Source organism: Hyphomicrobium sp., from assembly GCF_036262015.1.
Lineage (GTDB): Bacteria > Pseudomonadota > Alphaproteobacteria > Rhizobiales > Hyphomicrobiaceae > Hyphomicrobium_C.
In genome coordinates, this window is record NZ_DATAJR010000008.1 from 763,599 (window position 1) to 784,443 (window position 20,845).

Genomic DNA, 20,845 nt, shown 5'->3' on the forward strand with positions numbered 1-20,845 from the left:
CATGGCCGATGATCCTTACGAAATCTTGGGCGTACCGCGCGGCGCGACGGACGAACAGATCCGGCGAGCCTATCTCAAGCTCGTCAAGGAGCTGCATCCGGACGTCAACCCGTCCAAAACGGCCGAGGAGCGGTTCAAGAAGGTCACCGCGGCGCATGACATTCTGGGCGATACGGACAGGCGGCGACAGTTCGATGCCGGCGAAATCGATGCGTCGGGCGAGCCGCGGCGCCCGGCCTGGCGATCGCAGGGCGCGGGTGCGGCAGGGCGCGGTCGGGGCGGACCGATCTTCGAGGATTTCGGCGACGTTTTCTCCGACCTCTTTTCAGGAGGGGGCAGAGCTGGCGGCGCGCGCAGCGGGTTCTCAACGCGTGGCCGTGATGTGCGTTACACGCTCGATGTCGATTTTCTTGAGGCCGTGCAAGGCGCCAAGAAACGCGTGACCCTACCGGATGCGGGCGTTCTCGATCTCAATGTGCCGGAAGGCGTGTCCGATGGACAGGTGCTTCGGCTGCGGGGACGAGGCGAGGCAGGGTCAGCCGGTGGAGAGGCCGGCGATGCGCTCGTCGAGATCCGGGTTCGACCCCATCGCGATTTTCGCCGTGAGGGCGACGACATCCTGGTCGATCTGCCGATCACGATCGACGAAGCGGTGCTCGGGGGCAAGGTCGAGGTGCCGACGGCGAGCGGCCGGGTTCAGCTCACCATCCCCAAGGGGACCAGCTCCGGGCAGGTCCTGCGACTCAAGGGCAAGGGCGTGCGGAATGCGACGACCGGGGCCACGGGAGACGAACTGGTGACGATCAAGATCGTTCTGCCTGACGCGATCGACGAAGGGTTGTCCTACTTCCTTTCGGAGTGGCGCCAGAAGCACCGGTACGATCCCAGGAAATAGGCTGTGCCCTTTTGGCTCCTCAGCGGCCAGGGAGGCCGAGTGCCAGCACTTCGCCCTTAGATAAGGTCAAGGCCAGCTCGCCGCGCTTGAGCTTCAGGGCATCCTCGCCGAACAGCTGGCGGCGCCAGCCCTTGAGGGCAGGAACATCAGGCTCGGCTTCGCTTGCGATGCGCTCCAGATCGTCGGAATCGGCAATGAGGCGGGGAGCAACGCGGTGACGTGCGGCCGACGCCTTGAGCAGGACTTTCAAAAGCTCCATGGTCGCGGTGGCCTCGGCGGACATGGGCTGGCCGTGCGGTAGATGCGGCACTGTCTTCGGATCGCGCTCAAGGCCGCGTTGGACGGCGTCGACGATTTCCTTCGCGCGTTGCGAGCGGGCGAAGCCGTCGCTCAGTGTCCGAAGCTCGGAAAGCTTCTCCGCGGTGGTCGGTTGCTGGTTGGCGATGTCGTAGAGCGCCTCGTCGCGCAGGATGCGGCCGCGCGGCACATCCTGGGTCTGTGCCATGCGCTCGCGCCAAGCGGCCAGCTCGATCAGAACGGCAAGCGCCTTGCGGTTCTTCACCCGCATCTTGAGGCGCTGCCACGCGTTTTCCGGATGGCTTTCGTAAGTTGCGGGGGCCGTGAGCTCGGCCATCTCCTCATTGAGCCAAGAGGCCCGGTCGGTGGTTTCGAGTTCGGACTTCAGGTGCGTATAGATGTCGCGCAGATGCGTGACATCTCCAAGAGCGTAGATGAGCTGTTTGTCCGTCAGCGGACGGCGGCTCCAATCCGTAAAGCGGGAGCTCTTGTCGAGGTCGCGGCCGGTGATCTTCTTGACCAGATTAACGTAGCTGATGCTTTCTCCGAACCCGCACACCATGGCGGCGATCTGGGTGTCGAACACCGGCGTCGGGATAAGGGCTGCCTCGGAGTAGACGATCTCGATGTCCTGGCGTGCGGCGTGGAAAACCTTCACCACACGGCTGTCGGCCATGAGATCGTAGAACGGCTTCAGGTCGATGCCGGGAGCCAGGGGGTCGACGATCACCTCGTCGCCGGGACCCGCCAACTGGATCAAGCACAGGTCCGGCCAGAAGGTCTGCTCGCGCATGAACTCGGTGTCGACGGCGACATAGTCGGCGGCGGCGAGCCTGGAGCAGGTTTCGGAGAGGGCGGAGGTGGAGGTGATAACGCGCATTGCGCGTCGTTTATAGACACGAGATCGGCGGCTGTCGCTAGTTCCGTTCGAGGTCCTGGCAGATTTTCTTGTCGCGTCGGTCCGCGCGGATGCCCAGGAAACAAGCGCGACAGGAAGCGCCGCCGCACCGCTGTGCGTGCACCAATCGAGCAGATTAATTTTCACAAAAAACCTTAAATTCCTGCAGTGTGGCATCTAGGCAAGAAAACGCCGGTGATGTATAAAACTGGACCAGCGCGGTTCGGTCTCGAACGCGGACTGCAACCAAGCGAAACTTACGGAATTCTGCCCCTTTTCGGTGCCCATTCCGCTATTCATTCGCCTGCTGTCGGTCCGCAAAACTCTCCAATCGGCTTGTGATTGGCGCTGTTGTTTGTGCGCGGAAGAGAAGCCGCCGGTTGTACTCATTGGCTTTGCGGCCGTCATTGAGACGCGTAGGAGTGAGGCGTGCAAGAGCTTGGCAGGCATAGGCCAGTCGGTGCCGGGACTTCGGTGCTTCAGCGTTATCTACTTGACAGAAAGGCGCTCCAGAGATCGGAGCCGGGACCAACCGTCCAGCTCATCGCGCGCGATGCGTTTGTTGCCGAGACAGCCATCAAGCTCGATCAGCTGGCGCTGGAGGTCAAATCTCTCGGCCGGGAGATGCAACTCTTAAAAGGCGACGTTGCAGAGCTTCGAGACGACGCGTCCCGAAATTATCGGTTTTCTGAATTTATGGATAAAGAGCATAAAGCGCGCGGGGCGAAGCTCGATGAGGTTTCTCGCCGATTTGATTATTTGAAATCCCGTTTTGACGCAATCGATGGAAACTCAAAAGGCGATTATCACGCGTTTCAAAACTTTGAAGCCGTCGGCCGCCGGCTGACGGAACTCGGGCAACTGGAGCGTCAGTTCCGCGACGTCTCCTGGAAACTGAAGCTCAGCATCGGCCTCTTTGCCGGGTCGCTCACGGTCTGGTTCCTCGTGCTGACAACCAGTTGACCCGGGTGAATGCCTATCGCGGATGAGGTCCTGGCACGCTTGGCGATTCGGGGCGCGGATCACGGCTTTCCACGCCTCTGGAAGCTCGATTTTGTTCTTTTTCTGTGTTCACAGCCCGTAAGCTGCGCCCCGTCCCCAAAGCCTTGACTTTGGGGGGGCATCATGCGCTTTTCCGCCAACTTCAATACGAAATTTCAGGCGGATTTGTCGGCAAATGGCAGCGGAAACAACAGCGGCTACTGGTGAAGGCACGACGGGCGCGGGCGGCACGCTGCACCGCTACCGTTCGCATACCTGCGGAGCGCTGCGCGCCACGGACATCGGCGCTCAAGCGCGCCTTTCGGGCTGGGTTCACCGCGTGCGCGACCACGGCGGCGTGTTGTTCATCGATCTGCGCGACCATTACGGGGTGACGCAGGTCGTCGCCGATCCCGACAGCCCCGCCTTCAAGGCGGCGGAGACGGTGCGCTCGGAGTGGGTCATCCGCATCGACGGCAAGGTGCGCAAGCGCCCCGAGGGTACAACGAACGCCGAGCTGCCGACGGGCGAGATCGAGCTTTACGCCTCCGAGATCGAAGTGCTGTCGGAGGCCAAGGAGCTGCCTGTTCCGGTGTTTGGCGAGCCGGACTATCCGGAAGACCTGCGTCTCACCTATCGCTTTCTGGATCTGCGCCGCGAAACGCTGCACGGCATCATCATGAAGCGGCTCGCGATCACGAGCTCGATCCGCCGGCGGATGCATGAGGCGGGCTTCAACGAGTTTCCGACGCCGATCCTCACCGCATCGTCGCCTGAAGGCGCGCGCGACTTCCTGGTGCCGTCGCGCATTCATGCCGGCAAGTTCTACGCATTGCCCCAGGCGCCGCAGCAGTACAAGCAGCTGTTGATGGTCTCGGGCTTCGACCGCTACTTCCAGATCGCACCCTGCTTCCGCGACGAGGATCCGCGTGCCGACCGTCTACCGGGCGAGTTCTATCAGCTCGATCTCGAGATGAGCTTCGTCGAGCAGGAAGACATCTTCCGCACGATGGAACCGATCATGACGTCCGTGTTCGAGGAATTCGCGGACGGCAAGCGGGTGGACCGCGGCTGGCAACGCATTCCCTACGACACGGCGATCGCCAAGTACGGTTCCGACAAGCCGGACCTGCGCAATCCGATCGAGATGCAGGATGTGACCGAGCACTTCCGCGGATCGGGCTTCAAAGTGTTCGCCGGGATGATCGAGAAGGACCCGAAGGTTCGCGTGTGGGCGATCCCTGCGCCGGCCGGCGGCTCACGCGCGTTCTGCGACCGTATGAATGCCTGGGCGCAGAAGGAAGGTCAGCCGGGCCTTGGCTATATCTTCTGGCGCGAGGACGAAGGCGCGGCAGGCGCCGGTCCGATCGCGAAGAACATCGGCGCCGAGCGCGCGGGGGCCATCCAGGCGCAGATGGGACTCAAGACGGGCGATGCCTGCTTCTTCACGGCAGGCGATCCGGCGAAGTTCTATAAGTTCGCGGGCCTTGCGCGCGACGAGATCGGCCGCGAGCTGAAGCTGATCGACGAAGGCCGCTTCGCGTTCGCGTGGATCGTTGACTTCCCCTTCTATGAGTGGAACGAGGACGAGAAGAAGATCGACTTCTCGCACAACCCGTTCTCGATGCCGAAGGGCGGTCGCGAGGCGCTGGAAGCTGCGGAGAAAGAGGGGCGCGATGCGCTGCTCGCGCTCAAGGCCAACCAGTACGACGTCGTTTGCAACGGCTACGAGATCGCGTCGGGCTCGGTGCGCAACCACATGCCCGAAACGATGGTGAAGGCGTTCGAGATCACCGGGCTCGGCCGCGCAGAGGTCGAGGCGCGTTTTGGCGGTCTCTATCGGGCGTTCCAGTACGGTGCGCCCCCGCACGGCGGCATGGCGGCCGGCATCGAGCGCATGGTGATGCTGCTCACCGGCACGAAGACGGTGCGCGACGTGGCGCTGTTCCCGATGAACCAGCAGGCGGCCGATCTGTTGATGGGCGCTCCGTCCGAGGTTTCGCCGAAGCAGCTGCGCGAACTTTCGATCCGCGTTGTGGCGCCGGAGAAGAAGTAGCCGACTTTACCGTCCGCCGAGGCCGTCGAGGTAGATGAGGACGGCGGCCTCGAGCAATTCTTCCGGCTGCATCGGGATCGGGCGGCGCGCGCTGTCGCCGCGTGCGAAGAGCGCCGCGATGCCGTGCGACAGTGACCAGATGTGAAGCGCCATCATCAGCGGCGGAGGCCGGCGCTCTTTCGGCAAGGTGGCAATAATCGCCTCGCAGGCATCGCGCAGCACGGCGAAGGCGCGGTCACCTTCGACGCGGACTTCGGGGTAGTCCGAAAGCGAGAGGCCGGATTCGAACATGGCGGAGAAGTATGCCGGTTCGGTGCTGGCAAACGCCAAGTAGGCGGCACCGAGGCGATTGAACGCTTCCTGCGGGTTCGGATTTCCCTCCTGCCAGGCCGCCGCGAGGGCCCGCGTGAAGGCCTCGAAGCCGCGTTTCGCAACGTCGGCGATGAGCGCGTCGCGATCACGGAAGTGGCGGTACGGCGCGGCCGGTGATACGCCAGCGGCACGCGCGGCCTCGGCAAAGGTGAAGCCCGCCGGACCCTTCTCGCGGATCAGGTTCAGCGCGGCCTCGATCAGGGCCTCGCGCAAATTTCCATGATGATAGCCGCGGCGCTCGCCGGGGCCGCGGTCTTTGTGCCAGCTCATGGGGAAAGTGTAGCGTATTCGCGGGCGGTAGGCAGTAAGGCTGTAGGCAGGTGGGGCGGGGTCGATTGTGGTGAACGTGATCTATGTCGATGCGGATGCCTGTCCGGTGAAGGACGAAGCCCTGCGCGTTGCCGAGCGGCACGGCTGGGAGATCCACTACGTTTCGAATTCCTGGATGCGGCTTCCTGAGGGAGCAAACGTACGGCGCGTCGTCGTGCAGGACGGTGCGGATGAAGCCGACAACTGGATCGCCGAACGGATCGGGAAAGGCGACATCGCGGTAACGGCGGATATTCCGCTCGCCTCCCGTTGCCTCAAGGCCGGTGCGCAGGCGATCGGCCCGATGGGCAAGCCGTTTACCGACGCGAGCATCGGCATGGCGCTCGCCATGCGGGATCTTTCGCAGCACTTGCGGGAGACCGGAGAAAGCCGCGGCTTCAATGCGTCGTTCACGCGGCAGGATCGCTCGCGTTTTCTAGAAGCCCTGGAGCTGGCCGTGCAGAAGGTGAAACGCGGTCAGGCGTAACGGTGCGGCGCTCAGCTCTTGAGCGACTTCAATTCCTCGGCGACGCGCTTGGATTGCGACGGCCAGCTTGCGGCGAGCCAGTCGTCGGTGCCGAACAGCCAGTACCAGAAGCGGTTGCGGCGGTAGTATTTCTCGACCGTCACCTTGTGCATCTTGTCGACCGTGGTGGACAGCGCCGCCAGCATCTCGACGGGTTTGGCAGATGCGCTTTCCAGGTTTTCAATGCGGGCGAGCAGGCTGCTCACTGCGGTCGTGGCCTCCTGGCCTTGGGTGTTGAGAGTCGACGCCAGTGAGAGCTGGCCGGTGTCGACCTTAGAGAGACCGTCGTGCAGGTCGCTTAGGTCCTGGCTGAGATTGTCGGTTAGTCTCGCAAACGTCTCCCGGCCGCTATCGGATTCTTGGACGATGGTTTCAGTGAGGCGTTCGAGCAGCTCGCGAAGGGTGGCGCGTTCCTGCGCGGCGGCCTCGGCTGCGGTCTCTGAACGCGCGACATGGGCCGCGAAGATCTCCTCAAGGTGGGCGAGACGGCGATTTGTTTCTGCGATGCCGTCTGTCGCTGAGGCGTGCTGAGCATCCCGCGTTCGCGCAAGAGCGTCGAGATGTTCGACGAGCGGGTTCGAGACCAGTCCGGAGATTTCGGCCGGTTGGCGATCAAGGCTTCCGGCAAGGGCTTGGATCTTGGCGGAGAACGCTTCTTCTCCGGCTTTGACGCGTTCGCGCTCCTGCGCTGCCGAGGTCTCGATCGTTTCGATCTTCTGTAGGACGGGCGAGAGATCGACGTTGGGCTTGTCTGCGAGCGCTTCCACGGCCGAGCGCGTTACGGCGATTTCGGCTTGAAGGGCGCGTTCAAGGAGGCCGAGGCGCTCCTGCAGCGCGTTGCCATCGTCGCTTCCGGGCATTCGTGCCGTCAGAAACGCCTGCATCTTGTCCTGTGTGATGCCGCTCAGGCGGGAGGTGTCTTCGCGCTGTGCCATGAGTTCACGCTGCAGGTCTTGCAGCACTCCTGAAAAGATCTTCCGTTCGTTGGCAAGTTCCGTAGTGAGTGCGCGTATTGCCTGCTCGATGGCGTCGATGCGCGCGTATTGATTGGTTGTTTGTGCGGAGGACAAGCTCGCCGGATCTATCGTCAGGCCGAGCACGGACAGGGGTACCGCCGGGCCGTGTGTGCGGTCACGGATACCTTCCGCGTCGGGCCGGATCGCGGCCGGTGGTAGCGGGGCAAGCCGGAACACCGAGGGCAGGAGGGGGAGGGCGCTCGTGAAGTCGGCGCCTCCGTCGAATAGGGCATAGACAACGTCGGCAACACCGACGGGAGCTTGGCGCCGGTAGGCGTGCGATGCCGCGATCCGCAGAAGCTCCTCGAAGGCCTCCGCACGCCTCGGCGTGGTCTTCCCGCTGGACTGTGCAGCCGGGATATCGGTTGCGATCACACTTGCGGCTTCGCGACGGAGTGAGGCAACACGGGTCCCACGACTTTCCAGGGCCTCTGCCGCCGCATCCGTCCGCGTCAATGCGTAGATCAGATGCTCGAGGCGGACCTCGATGGCGCGGTGGGCCGATGCTATGTCGTAAGCATGATTGCAGATGTCGAGGACGGTTTCGTCGACCCAAATCGGTGCGCCGTTCGTCGCTCCGAGGGACGTCCGGGGCCGCGGGGGTGCTGAGAACGGATACGGCGCCTGCGGGGTGCTGACCTCGCCCGCCGCGGCCTGTGGCGTCCTCAGCTCCAAATCGTCGCCACGGTAACCCATCCCACTCAACTCCCGACGCAATCGACTTTGCGGAGTTCCAATCTCCGCGAAGCCGTCCCCCTGCACTGCGCTGGAAACCATATCCTTTTACGCCGCAGGCGGCGAGGGGTGGAGTGATCGTGGTAAATCGGGCCGTACGGGGCTGCGGATGCCTCTGCCCGATATTCCGCCATGTGGCGGTCAGAATCGGTGGTAAAACCCTGCAGAGTCTTAGAGAGGCATGCCCGTGACTGTGCTTTTGCGCCTGCGCTCAGGAGAACACCGCCGACGTTTTTCTGCTGCCTTAGCGGCGCTTGGCGCCCTGGCGTTTGTCGCTGGGTTGTCTGGTCAGATGCGTTGGTTCGGTGCTGGGGCTGGCGCGGCCTACGCGGCAGCCGGCGACGCAAAACCCTATGACGACAAATTGATGCGTCTCGCGGAGATCCTGGGCGCGGTTCACTATCTGCGTGAGCTCTGCAGTGCCAACGATGGCCAGCTTTGGCGCGATCGCATGAAGGAATTGCTTGATACGGAAGGTGGAACGGCCATTCGGCGCGCGCGGCTGACCCGCAGCTTCAATCAGGGTTACCGCAGCTATCGACGCACCTACGTCACCTGTACCCCGACGGCGCAGTCATCAATTGAACGCTTTTTGACTGAAGGAATTCAAATCGCCGACGGCCTCGTGAAGACGGCGCCGTAAGCGTTTTGGGGTAGCGACTAGTTTACTGTGAATTGCCGCAGCATCTGGTCGCGCGGGGGGTACGTGTTAGGTGTACCCTCGAAAGGGTGCGGAGTCTGAAGCGAGGGGGTTCGCTGAGGCTCCCAAGCAAGCTTCTGGGGGAAGGACCGTGATGGACACTCATTTTGATCTCAATTCGTCCGACGATCTCAGCTTTCGCGCGCTCAGTCTGATTCTGGCAGCGTGGGACGAAGGGACAGAAAGTGGCGTGGCGCCGGAGCAGATGGCCTATGCGGCCCTGTTCACCGCGCTGACTGATCTCGTGTCGCTCTACGGCGAAGACGCCGTGAAAAAGCTCGCCGTCGGACTCGAGCGGCGTATCGACATGGGTGAGTTCACTCTCGACCGCAACGTGCAGTAGGCGACCTGTCGGGCGGCGACCTCGGGGTTCGGTGTGGGTGTTTGGTCGTGGCGCGTTTCAGTGCCACGCCTTCAGCACCATCTCGCCGATCAGCAGCGCTCCAAATCCGATGAGGAGCGCGCCCGAGATGCGGTTCGTGTAAGCCAAGTGGGTTGGGCTGAACTTGTGGCGTAGGCGACCGATCAAATGTGACAGGCCAAGCCACCACATGAGACTGCCGCCCATGATGGATGCGACCATCGTGAGCGCATCTACGTAGCTATGAACCTCGACGAACGTGCTGATACCGCCAAAGATCGCGAACAAACCGAGCACCGCGCCTGGATTGGTGATGGTGAGGAAGAACGTCTTCGGAATGTCCCACGCAAAATCACGGAGCGACGTCACGCCCTCAAGCTCCTGCTGGACGTTCGTGAGGCGGGGCGGGGCGAGATAGAGCGTCAGGCCAAAAACGATCAAGGCTAGCCCGCCGACGATCTGGATGCCTTGACGGTGGTGCTCGATGGCGCCCGAGATTGCTCCGACGCCGAGGCTCGCAAACAACGCAATCAATCCGTCGCCCAACATCGCGCCGATACCGGCGGCGAGACCTCCCCAGAAACCGCGCTCGATTGCGCGCTGTATGCAGAGTACGTTGACGGGCCCGACGGGAGCCGAGACAAGCACGCCGATCAGAATTCCCACGGGGATGATGAGAAGGTTTGGGACTAGCTGCATGCGCGCCACCGCCGGGACAGCGCTCGATCGACTTCCGGCATTGCACCTCGAGTTGGACCTAGCTCAGCAGGTCGATGGAAGGAAAAAAACGGAGCCCCATGCGTCATAAACCGAGAACAGTTACGAAGCTCTTCGCCGTAAGGCCTCGGCTGCGTGATGCCGTCGTCCTGCGCGGCATGGGATTATTGGTAACCGTCGCGTTTTGCCTTGTCCATGCCGTTTCCCCCGGTTTTGCCGCGGGCGAAGGGGACAAAGCGCAATCTGCTCCGTCCCGTCCCGTACCGAAGGAGCGTGCTTTTCATGGTGCTCTGCCGCAGAGCGTGATCGACATGCGGGAGCAGATCCTTGCCGCCGTGCATTCGGGCAATGTTGCGGATCTCAAAGACGCAATCGAGTGGAACGAGATCAAGCCCGATTTCGGCAAAGAGGCAAACGACGATCCAATTGCACATTGGCGACGGAATTCCAGCGACGGAAGCGGTCGCGAGGTGCTGGCTGTGATCGCCAATCTGCTGGCGTTGCCTCCTGCGCGGCTGGCGATCGGCAAGGATCCCGAGAATACGTTGGTCTACGTATGGCCCTACGTCGCCGAGCTCCCGCTGGATAGTCTTACGCCCGCGGAAGAGGTCGATCTCTATCGTCTCATGCCGGTTGCAGCGGCGAAATCCATGCGGGATGCGAAGAAATGGACTTCGTGGCGGCTGGCGATCGGAGCCGACGGGACCTGGCACACGTTCCGCAAGTATGACCAGGCAAATTGAGGAATGAATTCAGTGGGAACTAGCCGCGCGGTGGTGCGCTTTCGTGCGTAATGGCATCAGCAGCGTCGGCTGTGCGATACAGGTTCAAGAGGACATTATACGCTTTGTTATCAAGCTATTCCGGTCAATGCCTGTGAACGGCTGGAACGTTGGCTATAGTGCGCCTATGTGTGTGGCGGCTTGCCGGAGGCGGGCCGAGAGCGTTTCAGAGGTCGTCATCATGTTGAGTTCCCGTATTTTGGCACTTGTTGCGGGTGCTGGTTTGGTTGCCATCGCGGTTCCTGCGAGCGCGCAGGGTCTTAGTCAGTTCGGAAACTGGGGCGAGGCGCCTGAGCGGAACAGCACACCCTCCTATCTGGGTGCCGCACCCCTCGCGAAGTCGGTTGACCTGGCGCAGGGCGGAGGTCGGCCGTCGATTTCACCGAGAACCCCGCAGACGACGTCATTCCCCAACGGGATGCAGGCGGGTTCGATCGTCATCGATACAGCCGGACGCAAGCTCTACTACACCCTGTCGGGCAGCAGCGCGTACGTCTATCCGATCGCCGTCGGCAAGGAAGGGTTCACCTGGACCGGCGTCGAACGCGTTTCTCGGATCGAGGATTGGCCGGATTGGATCCCGCCGGCTGAGATGCGCCAGCGCAAGCCGGGGCTTCCCGTGCGCATGACTGGCGGCCTCAGGAACCCGCTCGGCGCCAAGGCCATCTACCTAGGGAATACGCTCTATCGGATTCACGGAACGAATGACTCGAAGTCGATCGGCTCAGCATCGTCGTCGGGCTGCTTCCGCATGCACAACGATCACGTGGTGCATCTTGCCGATCACGTGAACGCCTCGACCCTCGTCTATGTGATGAGGCGCTTGCCGAAGTCCGGTGTCATCATGCCGCCAGCGACGTATCAGCAGGTTAAGAAGTCAACTGAGCCGTCTACAACCGCGCCGCCGGCCAACGCTCCTTCAGCGGACGGATCGGCGCAGTCCCCGGCCCCGGCCCCGGCTCAGCCGCAAGCTCCTGAAGCTGCTCCACAGCCTCCGGCCGGCAGTGCGCCTGCAACGGACCAGCCGGCGGCAGGTCAGGGCATCTAAGGCGCGGACGGCGGATTGGTCTCGCGATTGCCCTCTGGTGCGACGTTTGCTGCCGCACCGGGGGTGTTTCTCGTCCGCGTCCGCTCGCGTATAGACGGGCGGCCGATCTGGAGACCGCCGCCCGTGGACGGTTGCGCAATCCGGTGGTACGGCGGCGCCAACTGCAATAAAGTGCGATTCTGACCACCTCGCGAGGATGCTCGCGAGGTTAAGACGCGCAGCGAGCGCTTATCGGAAACAACGAGGTCAGGACAATGAGCAACGCAATCTCACTCGAGCTTCTGGCCTTCAACCTGAAGCTCCTCGGACGGCAGCGCCGAAAAAGCCTTCTGATCAGCGCGGGACGCCCTGAAGACAAGAAGCGGATGCTTCCCGCGATCCGGCGCATTCTCACTCTCGATGTCGAACTCTACGCGACCCCCGGCACCTATCGGTTCTTCAAGGAGCACGGGATCAATAGCACCGAGATCCACAAGATCACCGACGGGCGCTCCCCCAATATTCTATCCTTCCTCAAGGCCAACCGTTTTGATCTCGTCATCAACGTTCTGACGGGAGACGAGGACTACGACGAAAGCTCGGATGCGAAGCTCATCCGCAAGCTCTCCATCGAGAACGGTATTCCTCTCATCACTGACGCCGACGTCGGCATCGCGACGCTCGAGCAGATCATCATCGACGCCGAGCGCGGCACCTATCGTTACCGTCTGGCAGACGACAGCGAGCCTTGGAACCTGCGCTTGCGTTTTCTCGCTGCGGCGGAGCGGCTCGGCGGTCTTGCGAACCACCACGCGCATTTCGACAAGGCCTATCTCATCACGCACGAGAACCTGCGCTTGAGCCAGGTCGACATGCAGAAGAAGTGGGAACTCTATCGCTACCTCAAGGAAAACTACACACACGACGACCTTGTCGAGCGCATCAGTCGCGGCCTCGAAATGATGATCCAGCAGGGCGCGACCTACTGCCGAACAATGGTGGACGCCGACAGCACAGTCGGCCTGTTGCCAATCAAGGCCGCGCTCGAGGTGAAGAACCGTTACAAGGATCGCATTCTGTTCGAGGTGGGCGTGCAGCCGCTGCAGGGCGTGCTCGATCCGGCGACGTTCCAGCAGTACGCCGAAGCCTGCGAACTCGCCGACTACTGCGGCGGCCTTCCGTCGCGTGACCGGCCGAAGCCCGAGAAGCATCTCGACGTCGTGCTGTCGCTCGCCAAGAAGCTCGGCAAGCCGGTGGACGTGCATATCGACCAGGAGAACAATCCGCTCGAGAACGAGACGGAGCTTCTCGCCGAGAAGACCATCGAGCATGGCATGCAGGGCCGCGTCTTTGGCGTGCACGCGATCTCGCTCTCGGCAAAAGAAGATCGCGAGCAGGACCGGATCATCGAGAAGGTCAAGGAAGCGGATATGGGCATCATCGTCTGCCCATCGGCCGCGCTCAGCATGAAGCAGTTGCCCATGACGGCGCCGCTGCACAACTCTATTGCGCCGTTCGTCAAGCTGCGGGAAGCCGGTGTGCGCTGCTATCTCGGCGTCGACAACGTCCACGACCTCTTCATGCCGATGGTCGACGGCGACATCTGGACCGAAGCGCGCATGCTGATGGAATCCACCCGCTTCTACGATATCGATGCGGTGGCGGAGTGGGCTTGCATGAAGCCCGTTTCAGCAAACGCCGAGCCCAAAGCGACCAAGCCCAAGAGCGAGGCGAGGCCGGCAGCGGCCGCCAGCTCCGACAGTGCGGATGCGGCGCTTCTCAAGAAGCGCGCCGCGGGCGGGCGTCGCGGGCAATAAACCGAATGTCGTAGCGTCGCGTATCCGAGAGGCTATGGGAATGACTGCTGCGACAAACCCCGGAATGACGGTCCTCGCCGATCGCGGCGTCGTGTCCGTCACCGGAGGCGATGCCGGCAAACTGCTGGGCGGCCTGATTACCAATGATATGGCGGCGCTCGACACCGAGCCCGCGATGTACGCCGCGCTGCTTTCGCCGCAGGGCAAGATCCTGTTCGACTTCCTAGTCGTGAAGACGGACGACGGATTTCTTCTCGATGTTGCGCGCGACAAGGCGGGCGAGCTGGCAAAGCGGCTCTCCATGTACAAGCTGCGTTCGGATGTTGCGATCCGTGACGTATCGGACACCTTTGTCGTCGGTGCGCTGTGGGGAGAGGACGCTGCTTCTCGCGGAGGGAACTCCGGGGCTTACGAGTTTCCTGATCCGCGCCTTTCTACGCTGGGACTGCGCATTCTGGCGGACGCCAAGCTCGCGTCCGATGTGCCTGTGGCGACCAACGGCGATGTCGCGCCCGAAGAGGCCTATCACACGCGCCGTATCGCTCTCGGCGTGCCCGAGGGCGGCAAGGATTTCGTGTTCGGCGACACATTTCCTCATGAGGCGCTTCTCGACCAACTGCACGGCGTCTCGTTCACGAAGGGGTGTTTCGTGGGGCAGGAAGTGGTGTCCCGGATGCAGCATCGTGCGACGGTGAGAAAGCGTGTTGTGCCTGTGGTGGCGGACGCGGCTTTGCCGGTGGGGCATGAGCCTATCCTTGTGGGGGAGGTGGAGATCGGGCGACTGGGTTCCGTCGCCGGCGGGCGAGGGCTGGCGCTCTTGAGGCTTGACCGGGTGGCGGAGGCGCAGCGCGCCGGCACACCCATCGCTGTTGGTGGACTCCCGCTCCGCGTGGAGGTTCCCGCGTTCGCGACCTTCCAGATCGGGGCGCCACATGAAATTGCCTGACGCGCCGAAGTTGGAACGGTGCCCGTGGGCCGGGATCGATGATCCGCTCTATGCGCGCTACCACGACGAAGAATGGGGCGTGCCGCATGCCGACGACCGGCGTCTCTTCGAAAAACTCGTTCTCGAGGGTTTTCAGGCCGGATTGTCGTGGATCACGATCCTTCGTAAGCGAGATGCCTTTCGCCGCGCGTTTCACGATTTCGACGCGGCGCGCATTGCGCGCTATACGGGCCGGGATGTTGCGCGCCTGATGGCGGATGAGGGCATCGTCCGCAACCGGCTCAAGATCGAGTCCACCATCGACAATGCGAAGGCGTTTCTTGTTCTGACGAAGCGTCAGTCTCTCGCGTCGTTCCTCTGGGAGCAGGCGGGCGGGAAGGCTCAAGCGAATACGTTTGCCAAGTTCGGCGATGTGCCGGCTTCGACAGATGTGTCGAAGCGCCTTTCGAAGGCCCTGAAGAAAGAAGGGTTCCGCTTCGTCGGACCGACGACGGTCTATGCCTTCATGCAGTCGACGGGGATGGTGAACGATCACTTGGTGGAGTGTCCGCGTCATGCGGCCTGCGCGGAGTTGCAGCGCGCCTTTGTGCCACCAGCGGACTGAGTCATGACGAACCGAAGCTCGGATCCATCACTAAATGCGTCGCCGCGCGCTTGGCAGCGTATGTTGTCGGGGCGGCGGCTCGATCTCCTCAATCCTTCTCCGGAGGACATCGAGATCGAGGATATTGCGCATGGGCTCGCGCGCGTTGCGCGGTGGAACGGGCAGACGCAAGGAGCGCACGCTTTCTCCGTCGCTCAGCATGTTCTGCTTGTCGAGGAGATCGCCGGTGCGCTCCATGCGGATTGGCCGGACATGTGGCGGCTCGCGGCGTTGCTGCACGATTCCGCGGAGTATGTAATCGGCGACTTGATCAGTCCGTTCAAGACGGCGATCGGGCTCGACTACAAATCTTTTGAGATGAAATTGCTCGAAGCGATCCACACGCGCTTTGAAATTCCGGCGCAGCTCCCCGATGTGATCACAAGCGAGATCAAGCGCGCGGACCGGATTGCGGCCTTTTATGAAGCGACGCGACTCGCAGGCTTTAGCCTGGATGAGGGCCTCCTCTATTTTGGTCACCCAGATGAAATCGGTGAATTTCTCACAAGTAGATTGAGCGCACTCGTGCCGCTGCCTGCTGCCGAAGCGCAGCGGCTGTTTCTTGAACGTTTTTCTGCGCTCACGTGAGCGCGTTGAGGTTTATAAAATTGTACGGATTGGGCTTTCCATTTTATTCCGCCCGACACAAATAAAAGTTCACTTCCATCGGTTCCGAAAATAGCCACGATCAACGGTTAGCGGGCAATAAGGAGCACGCGCCATGGTCACAGATGCAAACTTCAAGCGTCGGACTCACGATCGAGATCCCGGCGCAGATGCAGCTCACCACACCGCTTCGCGCACAGATGCGGCGGCCGTGGAAATCGGGCTGAACGCCGCGATCGTTGCGGTGATCGACGACGAGCCGGTGGTACTGGTTATCCGCAACGACGCGGAACCAGTCAGTGTCGACGGCTTGCCGTTCGGTCCCTTCTCGCCTGTCGCTCACAAGACGCTGGAAAGCGGCCTACGCACGTGGGTGGAGGAGCAGACGGGGCTCGGTCTCGGCTACGTCGAGCAGCTTTACACTTTCGGCGATCGCGGTCGGCACGCGGAGCCGGATGATCCTTCGCTGCATGTCGTGTCGATCGGATATCTTGCGCTCACCGAAGCGGGCCATGCGCGTGATCTGCAGCACGGATCCTGGCGCAGCTGGTATCAGTATTTCCCGTGGGAAGATTGGCGCAAAGGCAAGCCCGAGATTCTTTCTGCCGAGATCGAGCCACGCCTCAAGCGCTGGGCGCAAAGCCCCGCGCCCGTTCGCCCTGTTCAGCGCGAGGATCGCGTCAGGATCTGCTTCGGCCTCGAGGGCGGTGCCTGGGACGAGGAAAAGGTGCTCGACCGGTTCGAGCTGCTCTACGAGGCTGGCCTTGTCGAGGAGGCACGTCGCGATGGGCGCGAAGCGGCCGCGTTGTGGGGTTCGCCGTTTCCGCGTCTGGGTGCACCCATGCGGTTCGATCATCGCCGCATCCTGGCAACAGCAATCGGACGCGTGCGCGCCAAGATCAAATATCGTCCGGTTATTTTCGAGCTGATGCCCGACGATTTCACGCTGTTCGAACTGCAGAAGACAGTGGAAGCGATCCTTGGTCCGCATCTGCACAAACAGAATTTCCGGCGGCTGGTCGAGAGTGCCGGGCTTGTTGAGACGACGGGCGAGGTCAAAACGCAGACGGGCGGGCGGCCTGCCAAGCTTTTCCGGTTCCGGCGGGAGGTGCTGCTGGAGCGTCCAGCCCCGGGTGTTCGCGTCAAAGCGGTGCGTGGGTAGAGGTCGTGTTTGCGGCGGTGCAATTAATTTCACCAACGGCCTAGAAATGCATCGTCGCATCAATTAAATTTGTTACATACGCTCTATGCTCGCGAAGAGCATAACAGGGAACTTTGACGTTCCGGGCGCGTAGCAGTGACTGGCCTAAGGCGGCCGGTATTTTTCAGGGCCCTCATATACTCAACTGGAGTATATGATAGCTGGAGGTGAAAATGGCGCTTGGTTCCGCCCATTCTGATCTCACTCTCGACCGTCCTGGGGACGCTTGCGTGCCGCGGGCGCGGGGAGACGAGACGGTCGCCCCGCCGTTTGCCTTTACGCCTGCGCTCAAGCGGGAGCTCGAGCCGCTCTACGAGCGCGTGAAGCACGTCGTCACGCCCATGGAGTGGGTGCATTACGCGCCTATCGTGAAGGCGATCAACGAGCTCAAGGTCAAGCGCAACGCCGTCATCCTGGCGCACAACTACATGACGCCTGAGATCTTCCACTGTGTGGGCGATTTCCGCGGCGACAGCCTGCAGCTTGCAAAAGAGGCCGCGCGCACGAATGCGGACGTCATCGTGCAGGCCGGCGTGCACTTCATGGCCGAAACGTCGAAGCTGTTGAGCCCCGACAAGACGGTGCTCATTCCGGATCCGCTCGCGGGTTGCTCGCTGGCGGCATCGATCACGCCCGAAGACGTGCGCGCTCTGCGTGCCGCCTATCCCGGCGTGCCGATCGTCACCTACGTCAACACCAGCGCGGCGGTAAAGGCCGAGTGCGACATCACCTGCACGTCCTCGAATGCGGTGAAGATCGTCGAGAGTCTCGGCGTGCCGCGCGTGCTGCTCATCCCCGACGAGTATCTTGCCAAGTACGTGCAGACCAAGACCAAGGTCGAGATCATCGCCTGGAAGGGCCACTGCGAGGTGCACGAGCGCTTTACCGGCGAGGAGATGAACGCAATGCGGGCCGCCGAGCCAGGCCTCAAGATCATTGCGCACCCGGAGTGTCCGCCGGACGTCATTAACGCGTCCGACTTCACCGGCTCGACGGCGGCAATGATCGACTGGGTCAAGACGAAGCGCCCTGCAAAGGTCGTGCTCGTGACCGAGTGCTCCATGGCTTCGAATGTGGCCGCCGAGGCGCCGGATGTCGAATTCGTGCGTCCGTGCAACCTTTGCCCGCACATGAAGCGCATCAGCCTCGAGAACATTTACGAGGCCTTGCTCTACAATCGCTACGAGGTGACGGTCGATCCGACTGTCGCTGAGAAGGCGCGCCGCGCGGTGGAGCGTATGGTCGAGGCTTCGGCCTGATGTCACTGGTGCGGGCCAGCATTGGCCCGCACTGCCTTGAGTAGCCACGTTCCATCGTCGGGACAGACGCGCACTTCGAGGGTTTTATTGCCCATGGATTTCGATCTGACAGGTTCGCCGCCCCGCGGTTTTGCCGATCCGTCCGGCGCGCTCGGTCCGGGCGACATCGTTGTTGTGGGAGCCGGACTGGCTGGTCTCTTCACGGCGTTGCGGCTTGCGCCGCTGCCGGTAACGGTCGTTGCCGCAGCTCCTCTCGGGGAAGGGGCTTCGAGCGTGTGGGCGCAGGGTGGCATCGCGGCAGCCGTCGGCGAAGGCGATACGCCCGCTCAGCACGCAGCGGACACCATCGCGGCCGGTGGCGGCATCGTCGATGCGCATGTGGCTGAGGTCGTAGCGGCCGAGGCACCGTCGCGTATTGCGGATCTCCTGCGCTACGGCGTGCCATTCGACCGCGATCTTGCAGGGCATTTCGTTCTGTCGCGTGAAGCGGCTCACTCGCGCAAGCGCGTGGTCAGGGTCTCCGGCGACCGCGCTGGGGCCGCAATCATGCAGGCGCTGATTGCTGCAGCGCGCGCCACGCCGTCAATTCGTCTGCTTGAAGGCTACGAAGCCATGGACCTGATCCTGGATGCGGGATCGGGGTCTGCAGCGAGGGTCTCTGGCGTTCGCCTCGTGCGCACGGAGTCCAAGAGGACAGGCGCATTTGACTTCCTGCCAGCTAGCGCCGTCGTGCTTGCGACGGGCGGGGCAAGCGCGCTTTATTCCGTTACTACCAATCCCATCTACGCGCGCGGCGAGGCCATTGCCTTTGCCGCGCGCGCGGGTGCGACGATTGCCGACGCCGAATTCGTGCAGTTCCATCCGACGGCGATCGACGCTCATGTCGATCCGGCCCCTCTGGCGTCAGAGGCTTTGCGCGGCGAAGGCGCCACGTTGATCAACGGCTATGGGTTCCGCTTCCTGACGGGGCTCGATCCCAAAGCCGAACTTGCGCCGCGCGATATTGTTGCACGCGGCGTGTTCGCGGAGCTTGCCGCTGGACGCGGCGCCTATCTCGACTGTCGCACGGCCATTGGCAATGCGTTTCCGGAGAAGTTTCCGACGGTTTACGGGCATTGCCTAGCGGCCGGTATCGATCCGATCACGCAGCCGATCCCGATTGCGCCGGCAGCCCACTATCATATGGGTGGCGTTGCGACGGATCTGTCCGGCCGGACAACCCTCGAGGGCTTGTGGGCCGTCGGTGAAGTTGCTTCGACCGGACTTCACGGCGCGAACCGGCTCGCTTCCAACTCGCTGCTGGAAGCCGTGGTGCTTGGTGCACGTGCGGCGGACGACATTCGCAAGCTGGTCTCGCTGGGAGACGTGCATCCGGTTGCCAAGACCTATCGTGTCGCGACCGAGCGGCTTCTCGACGAGCCACGCCGCGCGCGCCTCGTCGCTCTCTTGAGGCAGACAATGAGCGAGCATGTTGGTGTGGTCAGAGACGGCCCCGGCCTTCAGCAGGCGCTCGTTACGCTTCGCGAGATCGGAGAAGAGGCCCACGACGATGCGTTGGTCTCCAACATGGCGTTGGCTGCAGAGATCATTGCGGGATCTGCTCTCCTTCGAACCGAAAGCCGTGGTGCGCACTTCCGCGCCGATTATCCCGATCCGGCGCCCAAGTTTGCGCATCGGAGCGCCGTTACCCTGAGCACCATCCGCGCGCTCAACCGCGCCAAGGCGCGCGTGTCGGCACCGCGTGTGATTGAGGAGCTGCCCTTGTGATGCGCGTGCAAGTCGACGGCACGCTGCCGAATCTCATCATTACGCGCGCCGTCGAGGTGGCTTTGGCCGAGGATCTCGGCACGCGCGGAGACATCACTACGGACGCCACTGTACCGCCGGATGTAATGGCAGCGGCAACGTTCGGCGCGCGCCGCGCCGGTGTGATCTCTGGTCTCGCAGTTGCGGAGGCGGCCTTTGCAGCTCTGGAGACCGGCGCCGTTTTCGAAGCCCTGGTCGCCGACGGCGACCGCGTCGAGGCTGGGACTGTGGTGGCGCGCGTCGCCGGCCCTGCGCGCGCGCTGCTTACGGCTGAGCGTGTCGCGCTCAACTTCCTCTGTCACATGAGTGGCATCGCAACGTTGACGCGCCGGTTCGTCGATGCGGTCGCGGGCACGGGTGTACGCATCGCGGACACGCGTAAGACAACGCCGGGCTTACGCGCTTTCGAGAAGTATGCCGTTCGCTGCGGGGGCGGACAGAACCACCGCTCGGGGCTCTACGATGCAATCCTTATCAAGGACAACCACATTGTGGCCGCCGGTGGCGTGGACGCCGCCATTGCCGCCGCGCGCGCGTACGCCGGTCATATGGTCAAAATCGAAGTCGAAGTCGGATCACTCGTCGAGCTGGCGGAAGCGATGAAGCATCCCGTCGACGCTGTGCTGCTCGACAACATGGATTTGGCGACCCTGCGCCAGGCCGTCGTAATGGTGGATGGCCGCGCCCTTACCGAGGCATCCGGAGGTGTCGCGCTCGACACCGTGCGGGGAATTGCGGAAACCGGCGTCGATTTGATCTCCGTCGGCGCACTGACACATTCGGCCCCGATCCTTGATCTTGGGCTCGATTTCGTGCCTCGCGAAATTGCATGAGCGCGGGCCGTTAACTGCATGGCTATTCTTTAGTGTGCTGCCGGGTGCTGGGCGCGTTGCAC

At 62.5% G+C, this 20,845-nt stretch carries 20 protein-coding genes; 16 read left to right on the forward strand and 4 right to left on the reverse strand.

The window, feature by feature from the left end:
• The first annotated feature begins 1 nt into the window (after nt 1).
• A complete protein-coding gene (locus VHO05_RS12115; protein WP_329646833.1) occupies nt 2-895 on the forward strand; it encodes a DnaJ C-terminal domain-containing protein in 894 nt (297 codons plus the stop codon).
• A 19-nt stretch (nt 896-914) separates the two neighbouring features.
• Here VHO05_RS12115 and rnd read toward each other — a convergent pair whose 3' ends face one another.
• Nucleotides 915-2,072 carry a ribonuclease D gene (gene rnd, locus VHO05_RS12120; RefSeq protein WP_329646834.1) on the reverse strand — a complete coding sequence of 386 codons (1,158 nt, stop codon included), beginning with the start codon at nt 2,070-2,072 and terminating at the stop codon, nt 915-917.
• A 447-nt stretch (nt 2,073-2,519) separates the two neighbouring features.
• Between rnd and VHO05_RS12125 the strand changes: the two genes are divergently transcribed.
• Entirely contained in the window at nt 2,520-3,053 is a 534-nt protein-coding gene (locus tag VHO05_RS12125) for a hypothetical protein (RefSeq protein WP_329646835.1), read from the forward strand.
• A 271-nt stretch (nt 3,054-3,324) separates the two neighbouring features.
• A complete protein-coding gene (gene aspS, locus VHO05_RS12130) occupies nt 3,325-5,127 on the forward strand; it encodes an aspartate--tRNA ligase (RefSeq protein ID WP_329647521.1) in 1,803 nt (600 codons plus the stop codon).
• Between the two features lie 6 nt (nt 5,128-5,133).
• Here aspS and VHO05_RS12135 read toward each other — a convergent pair whose 3' ends face one another.
• Nucleotides 5,134-5,769, reverse strand: a complete 636-nt coding sequence (locus tag VHO05_RS12135; protein ID WP_329646836.1) for a TetR/AcrR family transcriptional regulator — start codon at nt 5,767-5,769, stop codon at nt 5,134-5,136.
• A gap of 70 nt (nt 5,770-5,839) precedes the next feature.
• Between VHO05_RS12135 and VHO05_RS12140 the strand changes: the two genes are divergently transcribed.
• Nucleotides 5,840-6,295: a YaiI/YqxD family protein gene (locus tag VHO05_RS12140; protein WP_329646837.1), complete on the forward strand. Its 456-nt coding sequence runs from the start codon at nt 5,840-5,842 to the stop codon at nt 6,293-6,295.
• A gap of 11 nt (nt 6,296-6,306) precedes the next feature.
• Here the strand turns inward: VHO05_RS12140 and VHO05_RS12145 are convergent, their stop codons facing one another.
• On the reverse strand, nt 6,307-8,046 hold the full coding sequence (locus VHO05_RS12145) for a hypothetical protein (protein WP_329646838.1): 1,740 nt from the start codon (nt 8,044-8,046) through the stop codon (nt 6,307-6,309).
• A gap of 331 nt (nt 8,047-8,377) precedes the next feature.
• On the opposite strand from VHO05_RS12145, the gene VHO05_RS12150 reads away from it, so the two are divergent.
• Nucleotides 8,378-8,728: a TIGR02301 family protein gene (locus VHO05_RS12150; protein WP_329646839.1), complete on the forward strand. Its 351-nt coding sequence runs from the start codon at nt 8,378-8,380 to the stop codon at nt 8,726-8,728.
• A gap of 151 nt (nt 8,729-8,879) precedes the next feature.
• Nucleotides 8,880-9,128 carry a hypothetical protein gene (locus VHO05_RS12155; protein ID WP_329646840.1) on the forward strand — a complete coding sequence of 83 codons (249 nt, stop codon included), beginning with the start codon at nt 8,880-8,882 and terminating at the stop codon, nt 9,126-9,128.
• Between the two features lie 57 nt (nt 9,129-9,185).
• On the opposite strand, the gene VHO05_RS12160 is transcribed toward VHO05_RS12155, so the two are convergent.
• Nucleotides 9,186-9,845, reverse strand: coding sequence for a LysE family translocator (locus VHO05_RS12160; protein ID WP_329646841.1), 660 nt, complete (start codon nt 9,843-9,845; stop codon nt 9,186-9,188).
• A 98-nt stretch (nt 9,846-9,943) separates the two neighbouring features.
• On the opposite strand from VHO05_RS12160, the gene VHO05_RS12165 reads away from it, so the two are divergent.
• From VHO05_RS12165 to nadC, 10 genes are all read left to right on the forward strand, one after another.
• Entirely contained in the window at nt 9,944-10,606 is a 663-nt protein-coding gene (locus VHO05_RS12165; RefSeq protein ID WP_329646842.1) for a hypothetical protein, read from the forward strand.
• Between the two features lie 220 nt (nt 10,607-10,826).
• On the forward strand, nt 10,827-11,693 hold the full coding sequence (locus VHO05_RS12170; RefSeq protein WP_329646843.1) for a L,D-transpeptidase: 867 nt from the start codon (nt 10,827-10,829) through the stop codon (nt 11,691-11,693).
• Between the two features lie 254 nt (nt 11,694-11,947).
• Nucleotides 11,948-13,489, forward strand: a complete 1,542-nt coding sequence (locus tag VHO05_RS12175; RefSeq protein ID WP_329646844.1) for an amidohydrolase family protein — start codon at nt 11,948-11,950, stop codon at nt 13,487-13,489.
• A 40-nt stretch (nt 13,490-13,529) separates the two neighbouring features.
• Nucleotides 13,530-14,435, forward strand: coding sequence for a folate-binding protein (locus tag VHO05_RS12180; RefSeq protein WP_329646845.1), 906 nt, complete (start codon nt 13,530-13,532; stop codon nt 14,433-14,435).
• Entirely contained in the window at nt 14,422-15,039 is a 618-nt protein-coding gene (locus tag VHO05_RS12185) for a DNA-3-methyladenine glycosylase I (RefSeq protein WP_329646846.1), read from the forward strand. The genes VHO05_RS12180 and VHO05_RS12185 overlap by 14 nt, the downstream gene beginning before the upstream one ends.
• Nucleotides 15,040-15,042: 3 nt before the next feature.
• On the forward strand, nt 15,043-15,666 hold the full coding sequence (locus VHO05_RS12190; protein WP_329646847.1) for an HD family hydrolase: 624 nt from the start codon (nt 15,043-15,045) through the stop codon (nt 15,664-15,666).
• Nucleotides 15,667-15,799: 133 nt separating this feature from the next.
• Nucleotides 15,800-16,846, forward strand: coding sequence for an NUDIX hydrolase (locus VHO05_RS12195; RefSeq protein WP_329646848.1), 1,047 nt, complete (start codon nt 15,800-15,802; stop codon nt 16,844-16,846).
• A gap of 212 nt (nt 16,847-17,058) precedes the next feature.
• The gene (gene nadA, locus VHO05_RS12200; RefSeq protein ID WP_329646849.1) at nt 17,059-18,144 is read left to right on the forward strand and encodes a quinolinate synthase NadA; all 1,086 of its coding nucleotides are present in this window, start codon (nt 17,059-17,061) and stop codon (nt 18,142-18,144) included.
• A gap of 93 nt (nt 18,145-18,237) precedes the next feature.
• Nucleotides 18,238-19,911, forward strand: a complete 1,674-nt coding sequence (locus tag VHO05_RS12205; RefSeq protein ID WP_329646850.1) for an L-aspartate oxidase — start codon at nt 18,238-18,240, stop codon at nt 19,909-19,911.
• Nucleotides 19,911-20,783 carry a carboxylating nicotinate-nucleotide diphosphorylase gene (gene nadC / locus VHO05_RS12210; RefSeq protein ID WP_329646851.1) on the forward strand — a complete coding sequence of 291 codons (873 nt, stop codon included), beginning with the start codon at nt 19,911-19,913 and terminating at the stop codon, nt 20,781-20,783. Before VHO05_RS12205 ends, nadC begins: the two co-directional genes overlap by 1 nt.
• The last annotated feature ends 62 nt before the right edge of the window (nt 20,784-20,845 follow it).

What these genes read in the sequence shown, in the direction of transcription:
- VHO05_RS12115 (WP_329646833.1), top strand. Translation starts at nt 2, where the DNA reads ATGGCCGATGATCCTTACGAAATCTTGGGCGTACCGCGCGGCGCGACG.
- rnd (WP_329646834.1), bottom strand. Translation starts at nt 2,072, where the DNA reads ATGCGCGTTATCACCTCCACCTCCGCCCTCTCCGAAACCTGCTCCAGG.
- VHO05_RS12135 (WP_329646836.1), bottom strand. Translation starts at nt 5,769, where the DNA reads ATGAGCTGGCACAAAGACCGCGGCCCCGGCGAGCGCCGCGGCTATCAT.
- VHO05_RS12145 (WP_329646838.1), bottom strand. Translation starts at nt 8,046, where the DNA reads ATGGGTTACCGTGGCGACGATTTGGAGCTGAGGACGCCACAGGCCGCG.
- VHO05_RS12150 (WP_329646839.1), top strand. Translation starts at nt 8,378, where the DNA reads ATGCGTTGGTTCGGTGCTGGGGCTGGCGCGGCCTACGCGGCAGCCGGC.
- VHO05_RS12155 (WP_329646840.1), top strand. Translation starts at nt 8,880, where the DNA reads ATGGACACTCATTTTGATCTCAATTCGTCCGACGATCTCAGCTTTCGC.
- VHO05_RS12160 (WP_329646841.1), bottom strand. Translation starts at nt 9,845, where the DNA reads ATGCAGCTAGTCCCAAACCTTCTCATCATCCCCGTGGGAATTCTGATC.
- VHO05_RS12165 (WP_329646842.1), top strand. Translation starts at nt 9,944, where the DNA reads ATGCGTCATAAACCGAGAACAGTTACGAAGCTCTTCGCCGTAAGGCCT.
- VHO05_RS12170 (WP_329646843.1), top strand. Translation starts at nt 10,827, where the DNA reads ATGTTGAGTTCCCGTATTTTGGCACTTGTTGCGGGTGCTGGTTTGGTT.
- VHO05_RS12175 (WP_329646844.1), top strand. Translation starts at nt 11,948, where the DNA reads ATGAGCAACGCAATCTCACTCGAGCTTCTGGCCTTCAACCTGAAGCTC.
- VHO05_RS12180 (WP_329646845.1), top strand. Translation starts at nt 13,530, where the DNA reads ATGACTGCTGCGACAAACCCCGGAATGACGGTCCTCGCCGATCGCGGC.
- VHO05_RS12185 (WP_329646846.1), top strand. Translation starts at nt 14,422, where the DNA reads ATGAAATTGCCTGACGCGCCGAAGTTGGAACGGTGCCCGTGGGCCGGG.
- VHO05_RS12190 (WP_329646847.1), top strand. Translation starts at nt 15,043, where the DNA reads ATGACGAACCGAAGCTCGGATCCATCACTAAATGCGTCGCCGCGCGCT.
- VHO05_RS12195 (WP_329646848.1), top strand. Translation starts at nt 15,800, where the DNA reads ATGGTCACAGATGCAAACTTCAAGCGTCGGACTCACGATCGAGATCCC.
- nadA (WP_329646849.1), top strand. Translation starts at nt 17,059, where the DNA reads ATGGCGCTTGGTTCCGCCCATTCTGATCTCACTCTCGACCGTCCTGGG.
- VHO05_RS12205 (WP_329646850.1), top strand. Translation starts at nt 18,238, where the DNA reads ATGGATTTCGATCTGACAGGTTCGCCGCCCCGCGGTTTTGCCGATCCG.
- nadC (WP_329646851.1), top strand. Translation starts at nt 19,911, where the DNA reads ATGCGCGTGCAAGTCGACGGCACGCTGCCGAATCTCATCATTACGCGC.